Here is a 16,144-nt window from a genome sequence, read left to right as displayed (position 1 = left end):
CTCAACGACTGACTTCCAATCTTTAGTCTATCCTTTCCACATTAGCCTCTTTTATTTATTTAACTCAAACAGCTTCTTAGTTTAGCTACTCAATAATGTATCATTTTGACCCCGGTCTGGGAGTCAGGACGGCGAAGCCGTTATGTAACTATAGTATTTAAATTTGTTTGACTGAATTGGTGCAAATTATCTGTCTAGATATTTTATTTAATTACCGCAAACTGCTTCTTAATCTTCCTTTTTGTTATTAGACCATCTTTTTTCGGGTAAAATCCGCATTCGTTTGTTAACCAAACTCTTGCTTAATCCGGCCAGCAAAGTATATCTGCGCGGTCTGGAAAAGGAATTGGGCGTTAGCAGTAATACGGTTCGCCTGGAACTAAACAAATTGTCCGAAATGCATCTGATTGAGGTGCAGGAAGAAGATGCCAAAGCCAAAGTAAAACATTACGCCGTTAATACTGGCCATCCACTCTTTGGTTCCCTGCGTAATATTATCCTGCAACATGTAGGGCTTGACCAGATAATAGAACAGGTGGTTGCTAAATTGGGGGAGGTAGACAAAGTGTACCTTACCGGCGACCTTGCCCAGGGCAAAAACTCCCGTTTTATTGACCTGGTGATTGTGGGTGATATCGACAAAACCTATCTACACAAACTGATTGATAAAGCAGAACCCCTGATCGGCAAAAAAATCCGCGTGGCCTTGTTCACTATCCCTGAATTTAGTGAGGAGCATTTGCTGGATTTGGGGGTGGTGATTGATTTGTTGGAAGGGTAGCTGGGTTTTGGTCTCCCGCTTTCAGCGGGATCTTCGCTTCGCTACGATTTGGGATTTGGTCTTTAGTCTTTAGCTTTTTTCGGTTTTTACCTTTAGGCTAAAAGACAAAGACTAACTGCAAAACACTAAATTTCAATCTCTACCACCAATCAGGCAAATCGTAACTAAGATCCCGCTTTGCAGGAGACCAAAGACCAAAGACTAAAGACTAAATGCATCGAATTATGAATAGAGTTTGTAAATGTATACTCTTCCTCTTGATCGCACTTACTACCACCCTCACTCTTCCCGCGCAGGATTTGTTAAAAGGGAAAGATTTGAGCCAGATCAGGGTTGACCAGCTTAGCGATGCAGATATCAGCAAGCTGAAAACACAGTTAACTAGTGCAGGCATGACAATTGACCAGGCTGAGCAGGCTGCATTGGCCAAGGGTATGTCGGCGACTGAATTTGCGAAGTTGAAAAAAAGGGTAGAAGCGTTAAATGGCAAAGAGGGTAAGGAAGAAGTAGGGAAATTGAAAGCCAGAAAAGATGGCGACAAGGCCTCAGCAGAAAAATCGGATAATAGTTCGGATACTTTAGATACGGAAAAATACAAGGAAAAACCGCCCAAGCCTTTAATTGATCCTTTAATATTTGGTTCTGAATTATATACAACGGTATCTCCCAGTTTTGAACCCAATATGAAATTGGCCACCCCGTTGAATTATGTGTTGGGGCCGGATGATCAGATACTGGTTAATGTATACGGTGTACAGCAATATGAGGGCGATTTATTGGTATCTGCCGAAGGATTTATTACGGTACCTAATGTAGGGCAGATAAAAGTAGCCGGATTAACCATTGAAGCGGCTACACAGAAGATCAAAACGGTGATGGGTAATACGGTGTATGCCTATTTAAAGTCCGGCGACTCAAAACTATCGGTTACGTTGAGTAAAATCCGCAGTATTAAAGTATTGATTATCGGGGCCAATCGGCCGGGTACGTTCACGCTTTCTTCCTTGTCTACTGTGTTTAATGCATTATATATTGCCGGTGGTCCTACCGCTTTTGGCAGCTTTCGTGAAATCGAGCTGGTGCGTAATAATAGAGTAGAAAGGAAAATAGACCTTTACCGCTTGTTGTTGCATGGGGATCAATCTGATAATATTGGGTTAAAGGATAATGATGTAATCCGGATTCCTGCCTATAAAAAAAGAGTAGAACTACAGGGACAGGTTAAAAGACCCGGTTATTTTGAAGTATTGCCTAACGAAAGTTTTGCGAACATCCTCGATTTTGCTTCTGGTTTTACCGATACGGCTTACCGGGCTTCTGTCAAAATTTTTCAGCGCAGCGAAAAAGAAAGAAAAGTACAGGATTTGGAATCAAGTGCCTACGATACCTACCAGCCGCAAAGTGGCGATGTATTTGTGGCTTCTAAAATATTAAACCGTTTCGAAAACAGGGTGCGCATTACGGGTGCTGTTTTCCGTCCGGATGTGTACCAGTTGACACCCGGTTTACGGGTAGCGGACCTGATCCGAAGGGCAGATGGTTTGAAGGAGGATGCATTTACCGGCAGGGGGCAAATCATCCGTTTGCAGGAAGATCTTACCAGATCTCTCTTGTCTTTTGATATTAAAAAAGCATTATCCGGAGATTTGACCCATAATAGTCTTTTGCAAAGAGAAGATGAGGTACTGGTTAGTTCTGTACTCGATCTGCGCGATCCTTTTAAAGTCACTATTCAGGGCGAAGTGCGTATGCCTGGTCAATATGAATATGTAGATAACCTTTCTTTGAAAGATCTGATACTGCAGGCCGGTGGATTTACCGATGCAGCTTTTAAAAATATTGAAATTGCCAGATTAATCAAAAGAGATTCGATTGCGGCTACTGATAACCGTGCCAGTACTATAATTAATACAGAAATCAACGGTGATCTGAGTTCTGCCGCCGCCAACATTGGCTTACAGGCATTTGATGTAATTACTATCCGCAGAAAAGCCGGATATACGATTCCAGAAACAGTAACTGTATCCGGGCAGGTACAATACCCCGGGCCCTATGCATTGAGTAGTAGAAACGAGCGAGTAAGTGATCTGTTACGGCGGGCAGGTGGTTATACACCTGATGCTTATCCGGAAGGGGCTTACCTGAAACGATTTAAAACCGAAGAAGAAAAACAGAAATCCACGGATGTAGCCAAGAAATTAGAGAAAAATGCGAAAGATACTTCCGCTAAAATGATTGCGGATGAAATTACCAGGGAATTTGATAAAATACCACTTGATCTTCCTTTGATTTTGCAATCCACCGGTTCTGTGGAAGACCTGGTGGTCCGTTCCAGGGATGAACTTTTTATACCCAAATTTGATGGGCAGGTGAAAGTTAGTGGTTCGGTTTTGTTGGCAACGCAGGTTCCTTTTCAAAAGAGAAACTCTCTGAAAGATTATATCAATGAAGCCGGTGGGTTTAGTGGAGATGCCTGGCGCAAAAAAGCCTACGTAGTGTATGCCAATGGGAAAGCGGCTACTACTAAACATTTTTTATTCTTCAAATTTTATCCAAAAGTATTGCCGGGTAGTGAATTAGTGGTGCCAAAGAAGATTGAAAAAAGAAGTATGAATACTGGTGAAATTATTGGAATTTCTAGTGCATTAGCCAGCTTAGCAGGTGTTGTAATCGCAATTTTCCGGTTATGATTTTTAAATAATTCAGTGTATCTAAATAACTTGATCATTACGTATATCCAATTTAAAAGTATCACAAATGAGTGAAATGTATGATCCTAAGGATGAAGCTCAGGAGAATGAAGTTGGTTTGAAAGAAATTATAAAAGAATTGTTTTTTTTATTCTCTTATTTACGTACCAGACTTCTAATAATTTCGCTATTTTGTTTACTGGGAGCTGGTATTGGTTTTGTATATGCATTTCTGCAAAAACCAAAATTTGTTGCGACACTCAGTTTTGTATTGGAGGACGATAAAGGAAACTCTGGGTTTTCAGGGGCATTAGGACTGGCTAGTTCTTTTGGAATAGACATTGCACCGAGTGCTGGTGGTGTCTTCAATGGAGGGAACTTAATAGAATTGATGAAGTCAAGAACACTGGTATTTAAAACACTGCTTAAATCAGTCAATATTGATGGTAATGAGACTTCTCTGATTGAGTTCTATCTTAAGTTTAGTGGGATAAGAAATAAATGGAAGCGAGAAAGTGAGTTTTATCAAACACATTTTATTCCAAATTCAGATGAGTCTAAATTAACACCAATCCAAAATCAAATTCTCCTTTTTGCATATGGAAATTTACTCTCAAATTCTCTGTCTGTTTCTCAAAAAGACAAAAAAGCATCGATCATATATGTGAAGGTTAACTCTGTAAATGAAAACTTCGCGAAGTTGTTTGCAGAAAATTTAGTAAAAGTCGTGTCTGATTTCTATATAGAAACAAAATCTAAAAAAGCAAAAGATAACTTGGTAATTCTTCAGACTCAAACAGATTCTATACGCAGAGAGTTAAATACCGCAATGCTTAATGTGGCTGAAGAGGGGGATAACACATTTAATCTAAATCAAGCTTTTAATATAAAAAGAGTGCCATCTGCAAGAAGGCAGATCGATGTCCAGGCTAATTCGGCCATATTAACTCAACTAGTGCAGAATCTAGAGCTAGCTAAAATCTCATTGCGTAAAGAAACGCCTTTAATACAGGTGATTGATAATCCAATTTTCCCATTAGAATCTGAGACAACAGGTAAAATTAAGTCATCGATAATAGGGGGGGTATTATCTTCAATAATATGCATACTCTTCTTAATCGGGGTTCATTGGTACAGGAAAATCCTTATTTAATTTTTACATTTAAACAATCTAATCAACATTAAATAACAATATGCTTACAGGAAAATCTATTTTGATAACAGGTGGTACCGGCTCATTTGGGAAAACATTTGTTCCAATGACATTAAAGAAATATAATCCTTCCAATCTGATTATTTATTCCAGAGATGAAATGAAACAATGGGAAATGGCTCAGATGTTTGAAGGAGATCCGCGCGTCAGATTCGTTATTGGTGATGTAAGAGACAAAAATCGTTTAGCACGCTCTCTTGATGGAGTTGATTTTGTAGTTCATGCGGCAGCAACTAAAATAGTTCCAACTGCTGAATACAATCCATTTGAATGCATCAAGACAAATATTGATGGCGCAATGAATCTTATTGACGCATGTATTGACCGTGGTATCAAAAGAGTGGTAGCACTTTCTACTGATAAGGCAAGCAATCCAATTAATCTTTATGGTGCTACTAAACTAGCATCTGATAAATTATTTGTTGCGGCTAATTCTAATGCCAAAACTCATCAAAGTATTTTTTCAGTAGTTAGGTATGGCAATGTAATGGGTTCACGTGGATCCGTTATTCCCTTCTTTACTTCTATGGCTGAAAAGGGTGAGTTGCCAATAACGGATACTAGAATGACTCGATTTATGATTACCCTTGAACAGGGTGTTGAACTAGTATGGCGAGCTTTTGATGATATGTATGGTGGAGAGATTTACGTTAAAAAGATACCTTCAATGACTATTTTGGATATTGCAGAAGCCGTTGCCCCAGGAGCAAAACATAAAATTATTGGTATACGTCCCGGTGAGAAATTGCATGAGCAAATGATAGGATTAGAAGATGCTCCACATACTTTTGAATATGATAGCTACTATAAGATATTGCCAGCTATTCATTCTTGGTCATCTGACACAGCTAGAATTAATAACGGAATAAAAGTAAAAGAAGATTTCACTTACACATCTGACAATAATAGTGAATGGATGCCTGTTGAGAAATTAAGAGAATGGATTAACTATAATAAAATTTCGATCGGAAAATTTTGATATAGAATGAATTTTAATAGAGAAACTGTTCTTTTAACAGGTGGATCTGGACTTTTGTCAATCAATTGGGCAATGACCATGCGAGACAAAAAAAATATTATTCTCGGTTTGCACAATCGAAATATTGATATTAATAACGTTACTTCTGGTAAGATTAATTTAGAGTCCATTGAAGATATTATTAAAGCACTTCAACTGTTTCGACCTAGGACAATTGTTCATACCGCAGGTCTTACGAATGTGGAGCTATGCGAATCCAATATGGATTTAGCCTATCATATAAATGTCAAGCTCGCGTCCAATGTTGCAATTGCAGCAGCAGATGCAGGCGTAAAAATGGTTCACATTTCGACTGATCATTTATACGATGGAACCCGGTTTTTAGTTGACGAAAATGAACCATTATCGCCAAAGAACAATTACGGAATTACGAAAGCGAAAGCCGAAGAGGCTGTAAGTAAAGCAAATCCCGACGCTTTGATCATACGATCAAATTTTTATGCATGGGGCCCACATTATCGTAGATCATTTAGTGATACAATAATCGATTCATTAAGACAAAAAAAAACAATCACCTTATTTGAAGATGTGTTTTATTCTCCAATACTTGCTGAAACCCTGGTAGAAGTAATACACGAGTTGGTTGATAAGAATGCAACTGGTATTTTTAATGTAACTGGTAATGAAAGAGTTTCTAAGTTCGAATTTGGAAAAAAAGTTGCATCTGTATTTCAGATGGATGCTTCCTTTATTAAACAAGGATTGATAATAACTCAGCCAGGATTAGTGAAACGACCGGCTGATATGAGCCTTTCAAACAAAAAGGTAACTTCTTTTTTGGAAAGAGACATATCACGGCTTGATGATGATCTACGAAAATTATACTTACACGAGCAATATGGACTTTCTAACGAAATAAAAGAATTATGATACCTTACGGAAGACAAGATGTATCTGAAGCAGACATTCAGGCTGTAGTTGAAGTTTTGCGCTCAGAGTATCTTACTCAAGGACCAGTGGTGCCAGAGTTTGAAAAAAGTATTGCGACTTATTGCGGTACGAAATACTCTGTAGCTGTTAATAGCGCAACTTCAGCTTTGCATATCGCATGCAGTGCTCTTGGTGTAAATGAAAAATCCTTAGTTTGGACATCTCCGATTACTTTTGTCGCATCTGCCAATTGTGCCAGGTACTGTGGCGCCAGTGTTGATTTTGTAGACATAGATCCTCAAACCTACAACATGAGTCCAGATGCACTGGAAATTAAACTTGAAATGGCAAAAAAAAATGGACAACTACCTTCAGTGGTTATTCCTGTTCATTTAGCTGGCCAGTCATGCGATATGGAAAGAATTCATAAGCTGGGAACTAAATATGGATTTAAAATTATCGAAGATGCATCTCATGCGATTGGTGGTAAGTACAAAAATGAAGCTATCGGCAATTGTAAATATTCGGATATAACAGTATTTAGTTTCCATCCGGTTAAAATTATTACCACTGGTGAGGGTGGAATGTGTCTTACAAATGATCATGAAATCGCAATACGTTTGACACAGTTACGAAGTCATGGAATTGTAAGGCACCCCAATGAAATGACAAAACAACCAGATGGCCCTTGGTATTACCAACAGATAGATCTTGGATTTAATTATCGAATGACAGATATACAGGCCGCTCTGGGGTTAAGTCAAATGAAAAGGTTAGACGAATTTGTTCAAAAAAGACATGAGTTGGCACGCAGGTATAATGAATTATTAACAGAACCATGGGTGAAACTTCCTTGGCAGCATCCTGATTGTTTTTCAGCACTTCATCTTTATATCATAAGAATTAAAAAAGGAAATAGTGTTACGGATCACTTGCAAATATTTGAAAAATTACGAGGATCTGGAATACTTGTTAATCTTCATTATATTCCTGTGTATCACCACCCGTATTATCAAAAAATCGGCTATTGTAAATCAGATTACCCTGAAGCAGAGTCATACTATGAAGAAGCAATTAGTATACCTATGTATGCAACTCTGACTACGAAACAACAAGATATTATTGTGGAAAGCATTAACAAGCCGTTGGGCTTTCAAAATCTGTTCTAGGTCACAAAATATTGAAGTAAATATAAATAATAACGAAGTTGAGTAATATCGGTAATAAACTTGTTATAGGAACAGTTCAGTTCGGTATGAACTATGGAATCAATAATAGAGTTGGCCAAACTTCCATGGATGAAATCCAACAAATTCTTGATTTTGGAGAGAATTGTGGTATAACAATGCTAGATACAGCAGTTGGTTACGGAGATAGTGAAAAACGTCTTGGATTGGTCGGAGTAAAGCAATGGAAAGTCATTACTAAGATTCCTAAGGTTCCCGATGATTGTGTTGAAGTAGATAAATGGGTTAGAGAAACAATTGAACAGTCCCTGGAATTCCTTAAAATATCTCAAATATATGCAGTTCTTTTTCATACACCTTCGCAACTACTAGGCCCTAATGGCAAGCAATTATACGATAGTGTTAATCAAATGAAAAGTGACGGAATCATACAGAATATTGGAATATCTATTTATTCTCCGGAAGAATTAGATCTAATTTTGCGTAAGTTTTCATTTGACATAGTGCAGGCACCCTTTAATCTAATTGATAGAAGAATAAGCACTTCTGGATGGTTAAAAAAATTGCATGATATGGGAGTGGAAATACATGTGCGATCTGTGTTTCTGCAAGGACTGCTATTGATGCAGAAGGATCAGAGGCCTTCATATTTTGACACCTGGGATACTTTGTGGCGCGAATATGACAAATGGCTAAACAATACAGGAATATCCCCTCTTGCGGCATGCCTTAATCAGGTGCTTCATTTCTCTGAGATCAGTAAATTAATAGTTGGTGTGGATAGCCTACAAAATCTGACCGAAATAGTTAATGCGGTTCATCAAACTGTTCCGTCATTGCCAGAAACACTTATATCTAATGATCTTGGGTTAATTAATCCATCATTTTGGCCTTAGATATAATACTTTTTGGCTAGTTATTAATCCATATAATAATCAAAAAAATTAAACCGAAAAGTTTATGAAAGCAATTGATCAAAAAAAGTGGAGTAAGTTTTATAAAGGCTTATTAGCAAGAGATTATCCGAAATATCCTAATGAAGCAATTCTTAAACTTTTCTTTGGGAGCTATTTGAAACAAAAACCAGTGTGTAAAAAAGGACAACGACTGCTGGATGTTGGATGTGGTTTTGGTCAAAACTTTAAACCTTTTTTAGAAAAAGGGATGCAATGTTTTGGTGTTGAAGTAGATCCGAGTATATGTGATATTACCAATAAAATATTTGAACAGGAAGGGCTGGTTGTTGATGTCAGACACGGACATAATCGTGATTTGCCATTCAAAGATGAATATTTCGATTATGTATTATCTGTAAATGCGATTCATTATGAATCTGATGAAAAATTAATGCGAGAGGCCATTGCAGAACATGCAAGAGTTTTGAAAAAAGGCGGTAAACTTTTTTTAATGACTGTTGGTCCCGAGCACACTATTTATAAAAGAGCGAAGTGTCTCGGAGATCATAGATATGAAATAACCGATTTTGATTTTCGAAATGGCAGCATTTATTTTTATTTCGATAATCTAAAATATCTAGAACTTTATTTACAACCTCATTTTAATACAATTGAATTGGGGAATGTCACTGAAAATCTAATGCAAATGCCACTTGATTTTCTTGTTGCAGTTGCAACAAAGTAATTTGTTCAAAATACTTCTAAATCAACTAAATAATTCATATGCTCAGAAATATAAGTAATTATAAGAATTCTGAAGTATATAGGTCAGTAATACATGACCTAATACCGGGGGGGGCACATACATACTCAAAAGGTGACGACCAATTTCCTGCGTTAGCACCCGCAGCTATTGCTTATGGGAAGGGCGCCTACTTATGGGATATTGACGACAATCAGTTTCTTGATTGTTCAATGGGACTTACCAGTGTAAGTTTGGGGCATGCGTATGAACCGGTATTAGCAGCAGTTCATAATGAGTTAACTAAGGGGGTTAATTTTCAGAGACCTTCTGTACTTGAACGTGAAACCGCGGAACGGTTTCTTTCGCTAGTCCCTCAGCACGATATGATAAAATTTGCTAAAAATGGATCAATTGTGACTACTGCTGCTGTAAAAATGGCAAGGGCTTTTACAGGACGAAAACTGATCGCTTTTCCAGGCGATCATCCATTTTATTCATATGACGATTGGTTCATAGGTACTACTCAGTGTAATAAAGGCGTTCCTGAAGAGTTTAGTGCTCTCTCAGTTACATTTAAGTCTTGCGATATTGAATCATTAACAGCACTTTTCGAAAAATATCCCGGTCAAATTGCTGGTGTTATAACCGAGCCGGAAAAAAGTACTTGTTCTCTTGGGTGTAGTTGTAATGGAGATCCTAAAACATTCATGGAGAAGGCCATCGATCTGGCCCATAAAAATGGCGCTCTTTTCATTGTCGATGAAATGGTTACTGGTTTTAAAACTGATTTACCAGGAACGATTTCTCGATATGGACTTAAACCTGACATGGCTACCTGGGGTAAAGGGATTGCAAATGGATTTTCTTTCTGCGCCCTAACAGGTACAAAGGAGGTTATGGAACTAGGGGGAATTAGAAATAAAGGTCAAGAAAAGGTTTTTTTAATATCTACAACTCACGGTGGTGAGACTCATAGCATGGCAGCTGCATTGGCTACCATAGAAGAGTTCAAGAATAATAATGTAATTGATCATGTGTTCAAGATCGGAAAAACTTTAAATGACTTGTGCCAACAAGTAATTAAGAAACATGAGTTGGATCAGTTCATTACTCAGATACCATGTGAATGGCAACCTGTGTTCCTTTTCAGGGATAAAACAGGAAAAATATCTATGGAGTTAAGAACACTTGTTATGCAGGAAATGATTAAAAGGGGGGTTCTTTTTCAGGGCATTTTTGTGCCTAGTTATTCTCATACTATTGCTGATGTTAACTATTTTGCAGAAGCATTAGATGAGGCTTTAAATATTTATAAACCAGCTTTGGATGGTGACGTGAGTAAATATTTAATTGGAGAACCAACCAAACCAGTTTTCAGAAAGCTTCTTTAACGATGATTTTTTTCAGGGTAGATGCATCATCGGAAATCGGCTTTGGACACATAATGCGTTGTATTAGTCTTGCTATTCATTTTAGGGACTATTCAATCCCTTTTCTTTTTTTACTCAAGGATAGTGATAGCAGAGCAGCATCACTACTTTTTGGTAAAGGCATCCCATACAAGGTAATGGAAGCTGAGACTGATATTGAGATTATTGCTTCAACTTATACCGAAAGAATTGTTGTATTAGATGTAAATAATAGAGTAGTTTTTCATACAATTGATGATTATAGATTGTACATTAATTTCTTGAAGTCGAAGAACTTCAACGTTGTTTCCTTTGAAGATTTTACTACGGATGAGTTTGATGTAGATCTGGCAATTGTTCCTTATGTAGGTGCTGAAAAACTTTTTGAAAATAAGGATACGACTAACTATTTGATTGGGCCATCATATTTCATTTTTCGTAATGAATTTCTCTCTTCTCCAAAGGTTATTAATAGAGATAATGTTAATCATGTATTTGTGTGTATGGGGGGAAGCGACGCTGATCAACTCACTGAAAAGTATCTTAAACTTTTAGTTAGAGCAGGTTATGACTATAAAATCAGTATTGTAATCACTCATTTAACCCCGGAACGGAAAAAGCAAATAGATGACATTCTGCATTTCCACAAAGGACAATCAGAGATTATTCTCAACTCATCAGATATGAGTAAAGTGATTGTTTCTTCTGATATTGGAATTATAAATAGTGGTTTAATAAAATATGAAACATCAATTTTAGGCTTGCCTTGTATAAGTGTTTCAAATAATCACCACCATGAAATGGTGATGAAATATTTTGCTGAGCAAGTTGGTGTTCTTCACCTTGGAATGACTGATGAGGTTGCAGATAATGATTTTGAATTAAATCTTAAGAAACTAGTAGAAGATCGCGAATTACGTAGAACCTTTAGCCGTAATAACATTCTTATGTTTGATGGTAAAGGAAAAGAAAGAATATTCAGGAGTATCATGAATCTTAAAAAGAATCATTTATGAAAAAAGAGATTGTTATTTTTGGAACTGGAGAAATTGCAGAACTTGCTCATTACTACATGACCAATGATAGTGAATATACCATAGTTGCGTTTACAGCAGATAAAGCACACATTAAAGCGGAATCCTTTCTTGATAAGCCATTAATTCCATTTGAAGATATTGATACTTTATTTCCTCCTACTAAATACGCTATGCATGTTGCCTTAAGTTACAATAAATTAAATCTTACCCGAGAACAAAAATATAATGAGGCCAAAGGTAAAGGTTATGAACTTGTAAGCTATGTTTGTTCCAGGTCGGTTTTTTGGGGCGATTTGACAATAGGCGATAATTGTTTTGTATTAGAAAACCAAACTATTCAACCTACTGTTAAAATTGGCAATAATGTTATGATATGGAGTGGGAATCATCTTGGACACGGTTGTGTGATTAAGGACCATACATATCTTAGCAGTCATATTTGTATTAGTGGTCATACCGTTATTGGTGAGAGATGTTTTATTGGAGTAAATTCAACATTTAAAGACTTTATAAATGTTGGTGACAGGGTATTTGTTGCAATGGGAGCTATGGTAACAAAAGATATAATTTCTGATTCCGTTATATTGGGTCCGAAATCAACAATTCTTGACCCGCAGGATACAATTGCTGTTAAACTGAAGAAGGTATATTTCAATTTAGATTAGCCTTCCGTGTACGAATTTGTGTTCTAACTATTTTTTTTAATTTAATATTTAATATATAAAATGGAAACATCAAACTTTAACTACAAAGAAGAAACAAAGTCGTCACAAGAACAAGTAAAGCAAAGAGAACATCTTTACGAGCTCTTCAGGAATAGACCTATGCCAGACGATCAACTATTGACGGTTCTTGGCTTATACATGAGGAGTTCGGCCTTAGCCAAGATCCTTTTTGTTAATGAATTATATCAACTCATTCTAGATAAGCCGGGCAGTATAGTTGAATTCGGAACATGGTGGGGGCAAAATTTGGTTCTTTTCGAAAATCTTCGCGCTATTTATGAGCCTTTTAACCAGGCAAGGCGTATAATAGGTTTTGATACCTTCAAAGGATACCCTTCTCTTTCTATGAAGGATAAAGAAAGTGAAACAATAAAAGTTGGAGGTTACACCGTTAGTAATAATTATAAGGAATACCTCGATAACGTTATCGATTATCACGAGAAGAATAATATTTTGGCAGCTGTAAAGAAACATAAGACTGTAGAAGGTGATGTAACTATTACGGCACCCAAATACTTTAAGGAACATCCAGAAGAAAGTATAGCACTAGCATATTTCGATATGGCACTTTATGAACCAACAAAAGCATGTTTAGAAGCTATTATTCCTAATTTGTATCCTGGTTCAGTGATTATGCTCGATGAATTCAATTCTGCAGATTATCCAGGTGAGACGATTGCATTCAAAGAAGTTTTTAAGACTATGAGTATTAAATACACTATTCACAAATCGAAATTCATGACTGATCGGTCATATGTTATAATCTCTTAACTATATGTCTACTCAAAGAGTAAAACAGATTTGGGAAAAAAAAGGGTTAATAATAACGCCTGATTTGGGACTTTGGTGGATGCAATCATTTGCCATGGTTCCTGTGGCTGATCATATTGAAGGAGATCTTTTTCGTATTTTTTTCTCAGGCCGTGATTCTTCAAACCGCTCACATATCGGCTTTGTTATCGCCAAAGTGGCAGATGGAATTATCTCTATACTTGAAAAACCAACTGAACCAATACTTACAATAGGAGAGTTGGGAACATTCGACGATAATGGAGTAACTCCTTCATGGATAGCAAATGACGGTACAAGAAAATATCTCTACTATATTGGCTGGAATGCCGGATCAACAACTCGGATGTCTTTAATTGCAGGTATGGCTGTCAGCAATGATGGTGGAAATAGCTTTGTCAGAAACTCTCGAGCTCCATTACTTCATCGTACAGATAGAGAACCCTTTTCTATTCTTACAGGTCCCTGTGTGGTTAAAATACAGGATAAATGGAAAATGTGGTACGTTTCAGGAGAAGGATGGATAAATCGTGATTTGCCAAAGTATAATATTAAATATGCCGAATCTGAAGATGGAGTTAACTGGGAAAGAAACGGTCATGTTTGTTTGGAACTTAACCCGAATGAAACTGCTCTGGCTAGACCTTGTGTACTTGAGGAGGATGGTATTTATAGAATGTGGTTTTCTTATAAGGACCCATTAATAGGGTATAGAATAGGTTATGCCGAATCTTGTGATGGAAAAAAATGGATCCGTTATGATGATGAGGCAGCAATGGATCCTTCAACTGAAGGATGGGATTCGGAGATGATTGAATATTCATTCGTTTTCAAACATGAAAATATTCTTTATATGTTGTATAATGGAAATGGGTATGGTATAAACGGAGCAGGCTATGCCGTTTGCCATACTAATAAAAGCGAAAAAGCTATATGAATCTTTCAGCAATAATGCAACCTACTTTTTTGCCTTGGATTGGTTATTTTGATTTGATTGATCAGGTTGATAATTTTGTTTTTTATGATGATGTTCAGTTAGCAAGACGAAGCTGGCAGATCCGTAACAGGATCAAATCCTCAAATGGAGAACTTTATCTCACAATTCCCATAAAAAAAAGTAAAAGTAGAGACGACTTATTAATATGTGAATCTGAAATTTCTTATGAAGAAAAATGGCAAAATAAGCATTTAAAAAGTATTGAATCTAGTTATAAAAAGGCAGCTCATTTTACTGCTGTATTTGAATTTTTGGTTGCTCTATACGAAACAAAGCACCAATTGCTATCTCAGTTTAATGAGAGTTTTATAAAGAATGTAGCCGAGAACTTAGGGATAAAAACTATTTTTTTGACATCTTCTTCATTAGAAGGTATAGAAGGAGCAAAAGACGCCAGACTCGCTGCAATATGCAAAAAAATTAATAGTACAATGTATATTTCTCCACAAGGTTCTGCTGATTATATTGAAGCTTTGTCAGCCGGTGGAGAACTTTATAGGCAGAATATTGAATTGTATTATCATTTTTATGAACATCCCAAATACACCCAATTGTATCCAGATTTTATACCTTATATGAGTATTCTTGATTTATTGTTTAATGAGGGCTTTGAAAACGCGCTTCATATAATCAGGACCGGGCGTAAGGATAAAGTCCATTTTCTTGAATTTAGAAAAGACTTCTTAAAATTATAATGAGTATGTTTCAAATCGGGGATAAAACTGTTGGGGATTCGACTCCTGCTTTTATTATTGCAGAATTATCTGGCAATCATAATGGTAAAATTGAAAATGCGATAAATGCAATCGTTGCAGCAAAAAAAACTGGCGCGGATGCAATCAAATTTCAGACTTACACCGCTGATACTATAACTATTGATAGCGATCAAGAATATTTTAAAATTAAGCATGGAACAATATGGGATGGGACAACTCTGCATGCTTTATACAAACAGGCATATACACCTTGGGAATGGCATGAAAAACTTTTCAATGTAGCTATGGATGAGGGGCTAATCTGCTTCTCTTCTCCCTTCGATAATAGTGCCGTTGACTTATTAATATCTCTAAATGCACCTGCTTATAAAATAGCATCACCTGAAATTCTTGATATTAACTTGATCGAAAAAGTAGCTATGACCAACAAACCTGTTATTATTTCAACAGGGATTGCAACAAAAGAAGATATATCACTTGCAATTGATACTTGTCGTAATGTTGGTAATGAACAAATTGCACTTTTGAAATGTACAGTAGAATACCCTGCACCTATTTCGGCTGCAAATTTGTTGACAATCTCTGACATGCAGAAAAGGTATAATGTCGTTTCAGGCCTTTCCGATCATACAATAGGGTTTATTGCACCTGTAGTTGCGGTGGCATTGGGGGCGAAAATTATTGAAAAACATTTTATTGTAGATAGATCCATCGGAGGACCTGATTCTTCTTTCTCAATGAATGCTGAGGAATTTACCGAAATGGTTAAAAGGATTAGGGAATGTGAACAGTGTATTGGAGAAATATCTTATAAATCTGAAGATTCTGTTCTGAATGGACGGGGTGTTACAGGAAGGTCCCTTTTCTTTGTAGAAGACATCCAAGCCGGAGAAGAGGTGACAGATAAGAATATTAGATCAATCCGTCCAGGATTTGGCCTTCACCCAAAGCATTTGAAATCTCTAATCGGGAAAAAACTTACAACGGATGTAAAGAAAGGAACTCCCGTTGAATGGTCTTTAGTCAATTAGTAGATTAAATTCAGTCGAT

At 36.8% G+C, this 16,144-nt stretch carries 15 protein-coding genes; all 15 read left to right on the top strand.

The annotated features are described in order from the left end of the window. The first annotated feature begins 241 nt into the window (after positions 1-241). The 15 genes from AC1RNB_RS13665 (at position 242) to pseI (ending at position 16,125) form a co-directional block, all read left to right on the top strand. Positions 242-781 carry a hypothetical protein gene (locus AC1RNB_RS13665; RefSeq protein ID WP_493083649.1) on the top strand — a complete coding sequence of 180 codons (540 nt, stop codon included), beginning with the start codon at positions 242-244 and terminating at the stop codon, positions 779-781. A gap of 224 nt (positions 782-1,005) precedes the next feature. Further along, complete coding sequence (locus AC1RNB_RS13660) at positions 1,006-3,471, top strand: SLBB domain-containing protein (protein ID WP_493083648.1); 2,466 nt, start codon at positions 1,006-1,008, stop codon at positions 3,469-3,471. 67 nt (positions 3,472-3,538) lie between these two features. Continuing rightward, complete coding sequence (locus AC1RNB_RS13655; RefSeq protein WP_493083646.1) at positions 3,539-4,624, top strand: Wzz/FepE/Etk N-terminal domain-containing protein; 1,086 nt, start codon at positions 3,539-3,541, stop codon at positions 4,622-4,624. Between the two features lie 40 nt (positions 4,625-4,664). Then, positions 4,665-5,663, top strand: a complete 999-nt coding sequence (pseB, locus tag AC1RNB_RS13650) for a UDP-N-acetylglucosamine 4,6-dehydratase (inverting) (RefSeq protein ID WP_493083644.1) — start codon at positions 4,665-4,667, stop codon at positions 5,661-5,663. A gap of 6 nt (positions 5,664-5,669) precedes the next feature. After that, positions 5,670-6,593 carry an SDR family oxidoreductase gene (locus tag AC1RNB_RS13645; RefSeq protein WP_493083643.1) on the top strand — a complete coding sequence of 308 codons (924 nt, stop codon included), beginning with the start codon at positions 5,670-5,672 and terminating at the stop codon, positions 6,591-6,593. Continuing rightward, entirely contained in the window at positions 6,590-7,762 is a 1,173-nt protein-coding gene (gene pseC, locus AC1RNB_RS13640) for a UDP-4-amino-4,6-dideoxy-N-acetyl-beta-L-altrosamine transaminase (protein WP_493083641.1), read from the top strand. Before AC1RNB_RS13645 ends, pseC begins: the two co-directional genes overlap by 4 nt. A 38-nt stretch (positions 7,763-7,800) precedes the next feature. Then, the gene (locus tag AC1RNB_RS13635) at positions 7,801-8,676 is read left to right on the top strand and encodes an aldo/keto reductase (protein ID WP_493083640.1); all 876 of its coding nucleotides are present in this window, start codon (positions 7,801-7,803) and stop codon (positions 8,674-8,676) included. A 64-nt stretch (positions 8,677-8,740) separates the two neighbouring features. Continuing rightward, complete coding sequence (locus AC1RNB_RS13630; RefSeq protein WP_493083638.1) at positions 8,741-9,421, top strand: class I SAM-dependent methyltransferase; 681 nt, start codon at positions 8,741-8,743, stop codon at positions 9,419-9,421. Positions 9,422-9,459: 38 nt separating this feature from the next. Beyond that, positions 9,460-10,812, top strand: a complete 1,353-nt coding sequence (locus AC1RNB_RS13625) for a glutamate-1-semialdehyde 2,1-aminomutase (protein WP_493083636.1) — start codon at positions 9,460-9,462, stop codon at positions 10,810-10,812. Positions 10,813-10,814: 2 nt separating this feature from the next. Beyond that, positions 10,815-11,846, top strand: a complete 1,032-nt coding sequence (locus tag AC1RNB_RS13620) for a PseG/SpsG family protein (protein ID WP_493083635.1) — start codon at positions 10,815-10,817, stop codon at positions 11,844-11,846. Further along, the gene (locus AC1RNB_RS13615; RefSeq protein WP_493083633.1) at positions 11,843-12,532 is read left to right on the top strand and encodes an acetyltransferase; all 690 of its coding nucleotides are present in this window, start codon (positions 11,843-11,845) and stop codon (positions 12,530-12,532) included. The genes AC1RNB_RS13620 and AC1RNB_RS13615 overlap by 4 nt, the downstream gene beginning before the upstream one ends. 60 nt (positions 12,533-12,592) lie before the next feature. Then, on the top strand, positions 12,593-13,363 hold the full coding sequence (locus AC1RNB_RS13610; RefSeq protein ID WP_493083632.1) for a TylF/MycF/NovP-related O-methyltransferase: 771 nt from the start codon (positions 12,593-12,595) through the stop codon (positions 13,361-13,363). 4 nt (positions 13,364-13,367) lie between these two features. Then, positions 13,368-14,318 (top strand): hypothetical protein, encoded by a 951-nt coding sequence (locus tag AC1RNB_RS13605; RefSeq protein ID WP_493083631.1) that lies wholly within the window; start codon positions 13,368-13,370, stop codon positions 14,316-14,318. Further along, positions 14,315-15,073, top strand: a complete 759-nt coding sequence (locus tag AC1RNB_RS13600) for a WbqC family protein (protein ID WP_493083629.1) — start codon at positions 14,315-14,317, stop codon at positions 15,071-15,073. Before AC1RNB_RS13605 ends, AC1RNB_RS13600 begins: the two co-directional genes overlap by 4 nt. A gap of 5 nt (positions 15,074-15,078) precedes the next feature. Then, on the top strand, positions 15,079-16,125 hold the full coding sequence (gene pseI / locus AC1RNB_RS13595) for a pseudaminic acid synthase (protein WP_493083627.1): 1,047 nt from the start codon (positions 15,079-15,081) through the stop codon (positions 16,123-16,125). Positions 16,126-16,144: the final 19 nt, after the last annotated feature.

It is taken from the genome of Sediminibacterium sp. GW821-FHT12F12 (assembly GCF_058806635.1).
Note: the sequence above shows the minus strand (reverse complement) of the source record. Positions and strands in the feature narration are given on the sequence as shown.

Bases quoted from the DNA above. Each gene is read 5' to 3' on its own strand.
- AC1RNB_RS13630 (WP_493083638.1), top strand. From the start codon at position 8,741: ATGAAAGCAATTGATCAAAAAAAGTGGAGTAAGTTTTATAAAGGCTTA.
- pseI (WP_493083627.1), top strand. From the start codon at position 15,079: ATGTTTCAAATCGGGGATAAAACTGTTGGGGATTCGACTCCTGCTTTT.
- AC1RNB_RS13600 (WP_493083629.1), top strand. From the start codon at position 14,315: ATGAATCTTTCAGCAATAATGCAACCTACTTTTTTGCCTTGGATTGGT.
- pseC (WP_493083641.1), top strand. From the start codon at position 6,590: ATGATACCTTACGGAAGACAAGATGTATCTGAAGCAGACATTCAGGCT.
- AC1RNB_RS13660 (WP_493083648.1), top strand. From the start codon at position 1,006: ATGAATAGAGTTTGTAAATGTATACTCTTCCTCTTGATCGCACTTACT.
- pseB (WP_493083644.1), top strand. From the start codon at position 4,665: ATGCTTACAGGAAAATCTATTTTGATAACAGGTGGTACCGGCTCATTT.
- AC1RNB_RS13625 (WP_493083636.1), top strand. From the start codon at position 9,460: ATGCTCAGAAATATAAGTAATTATAAGAATTCTGAAGTATATAGGTCA.
- AC1RNB_RS13645 (WP_493083643.1), top strand. From the start codon at position 5,670: ATGAATTTTAATAGAGAAACTGTTCTTTTAACAGGTGGATCTGGACTT.
- AC1RNB_RS13615 (WP_493083633.1), top strand. From the start codon at position 11,843: ATGAAAAAAGAGATTGTTATTTTTGGAACTGGAGAAATTGCAGAACTT.
- AC1RNB_RS13605 (WP_493083631.1), top strand. From the start codon at position 13,368: ATGTCTACTCAAAGAGTAAAACAGATTTGGGAAAAAAAAGGGTTAATA.
- AC1RNB_RS13620 (WP_493083635.1), top strand. From the start codon at position 10,815: ATGATTTTTTTCAGGGTAGATGCATCATCGGAAATCGGCTTTGGACAC.
- AC1RNB_RS13655 (WP_493083646.1), top strand. From the start codon at position 3,539: ATGAGTGAAATGTATGATCCTAAGGATGAAGCTCAGGAGAATGAAGTT.
- AC1RNB_RS13610 (WP_493083632.1), top strand. From the start codon at position 12,593: ATGGAAACATCAAACTTTAACTACAAAGAAGAAACAAAGTCGTCACAA.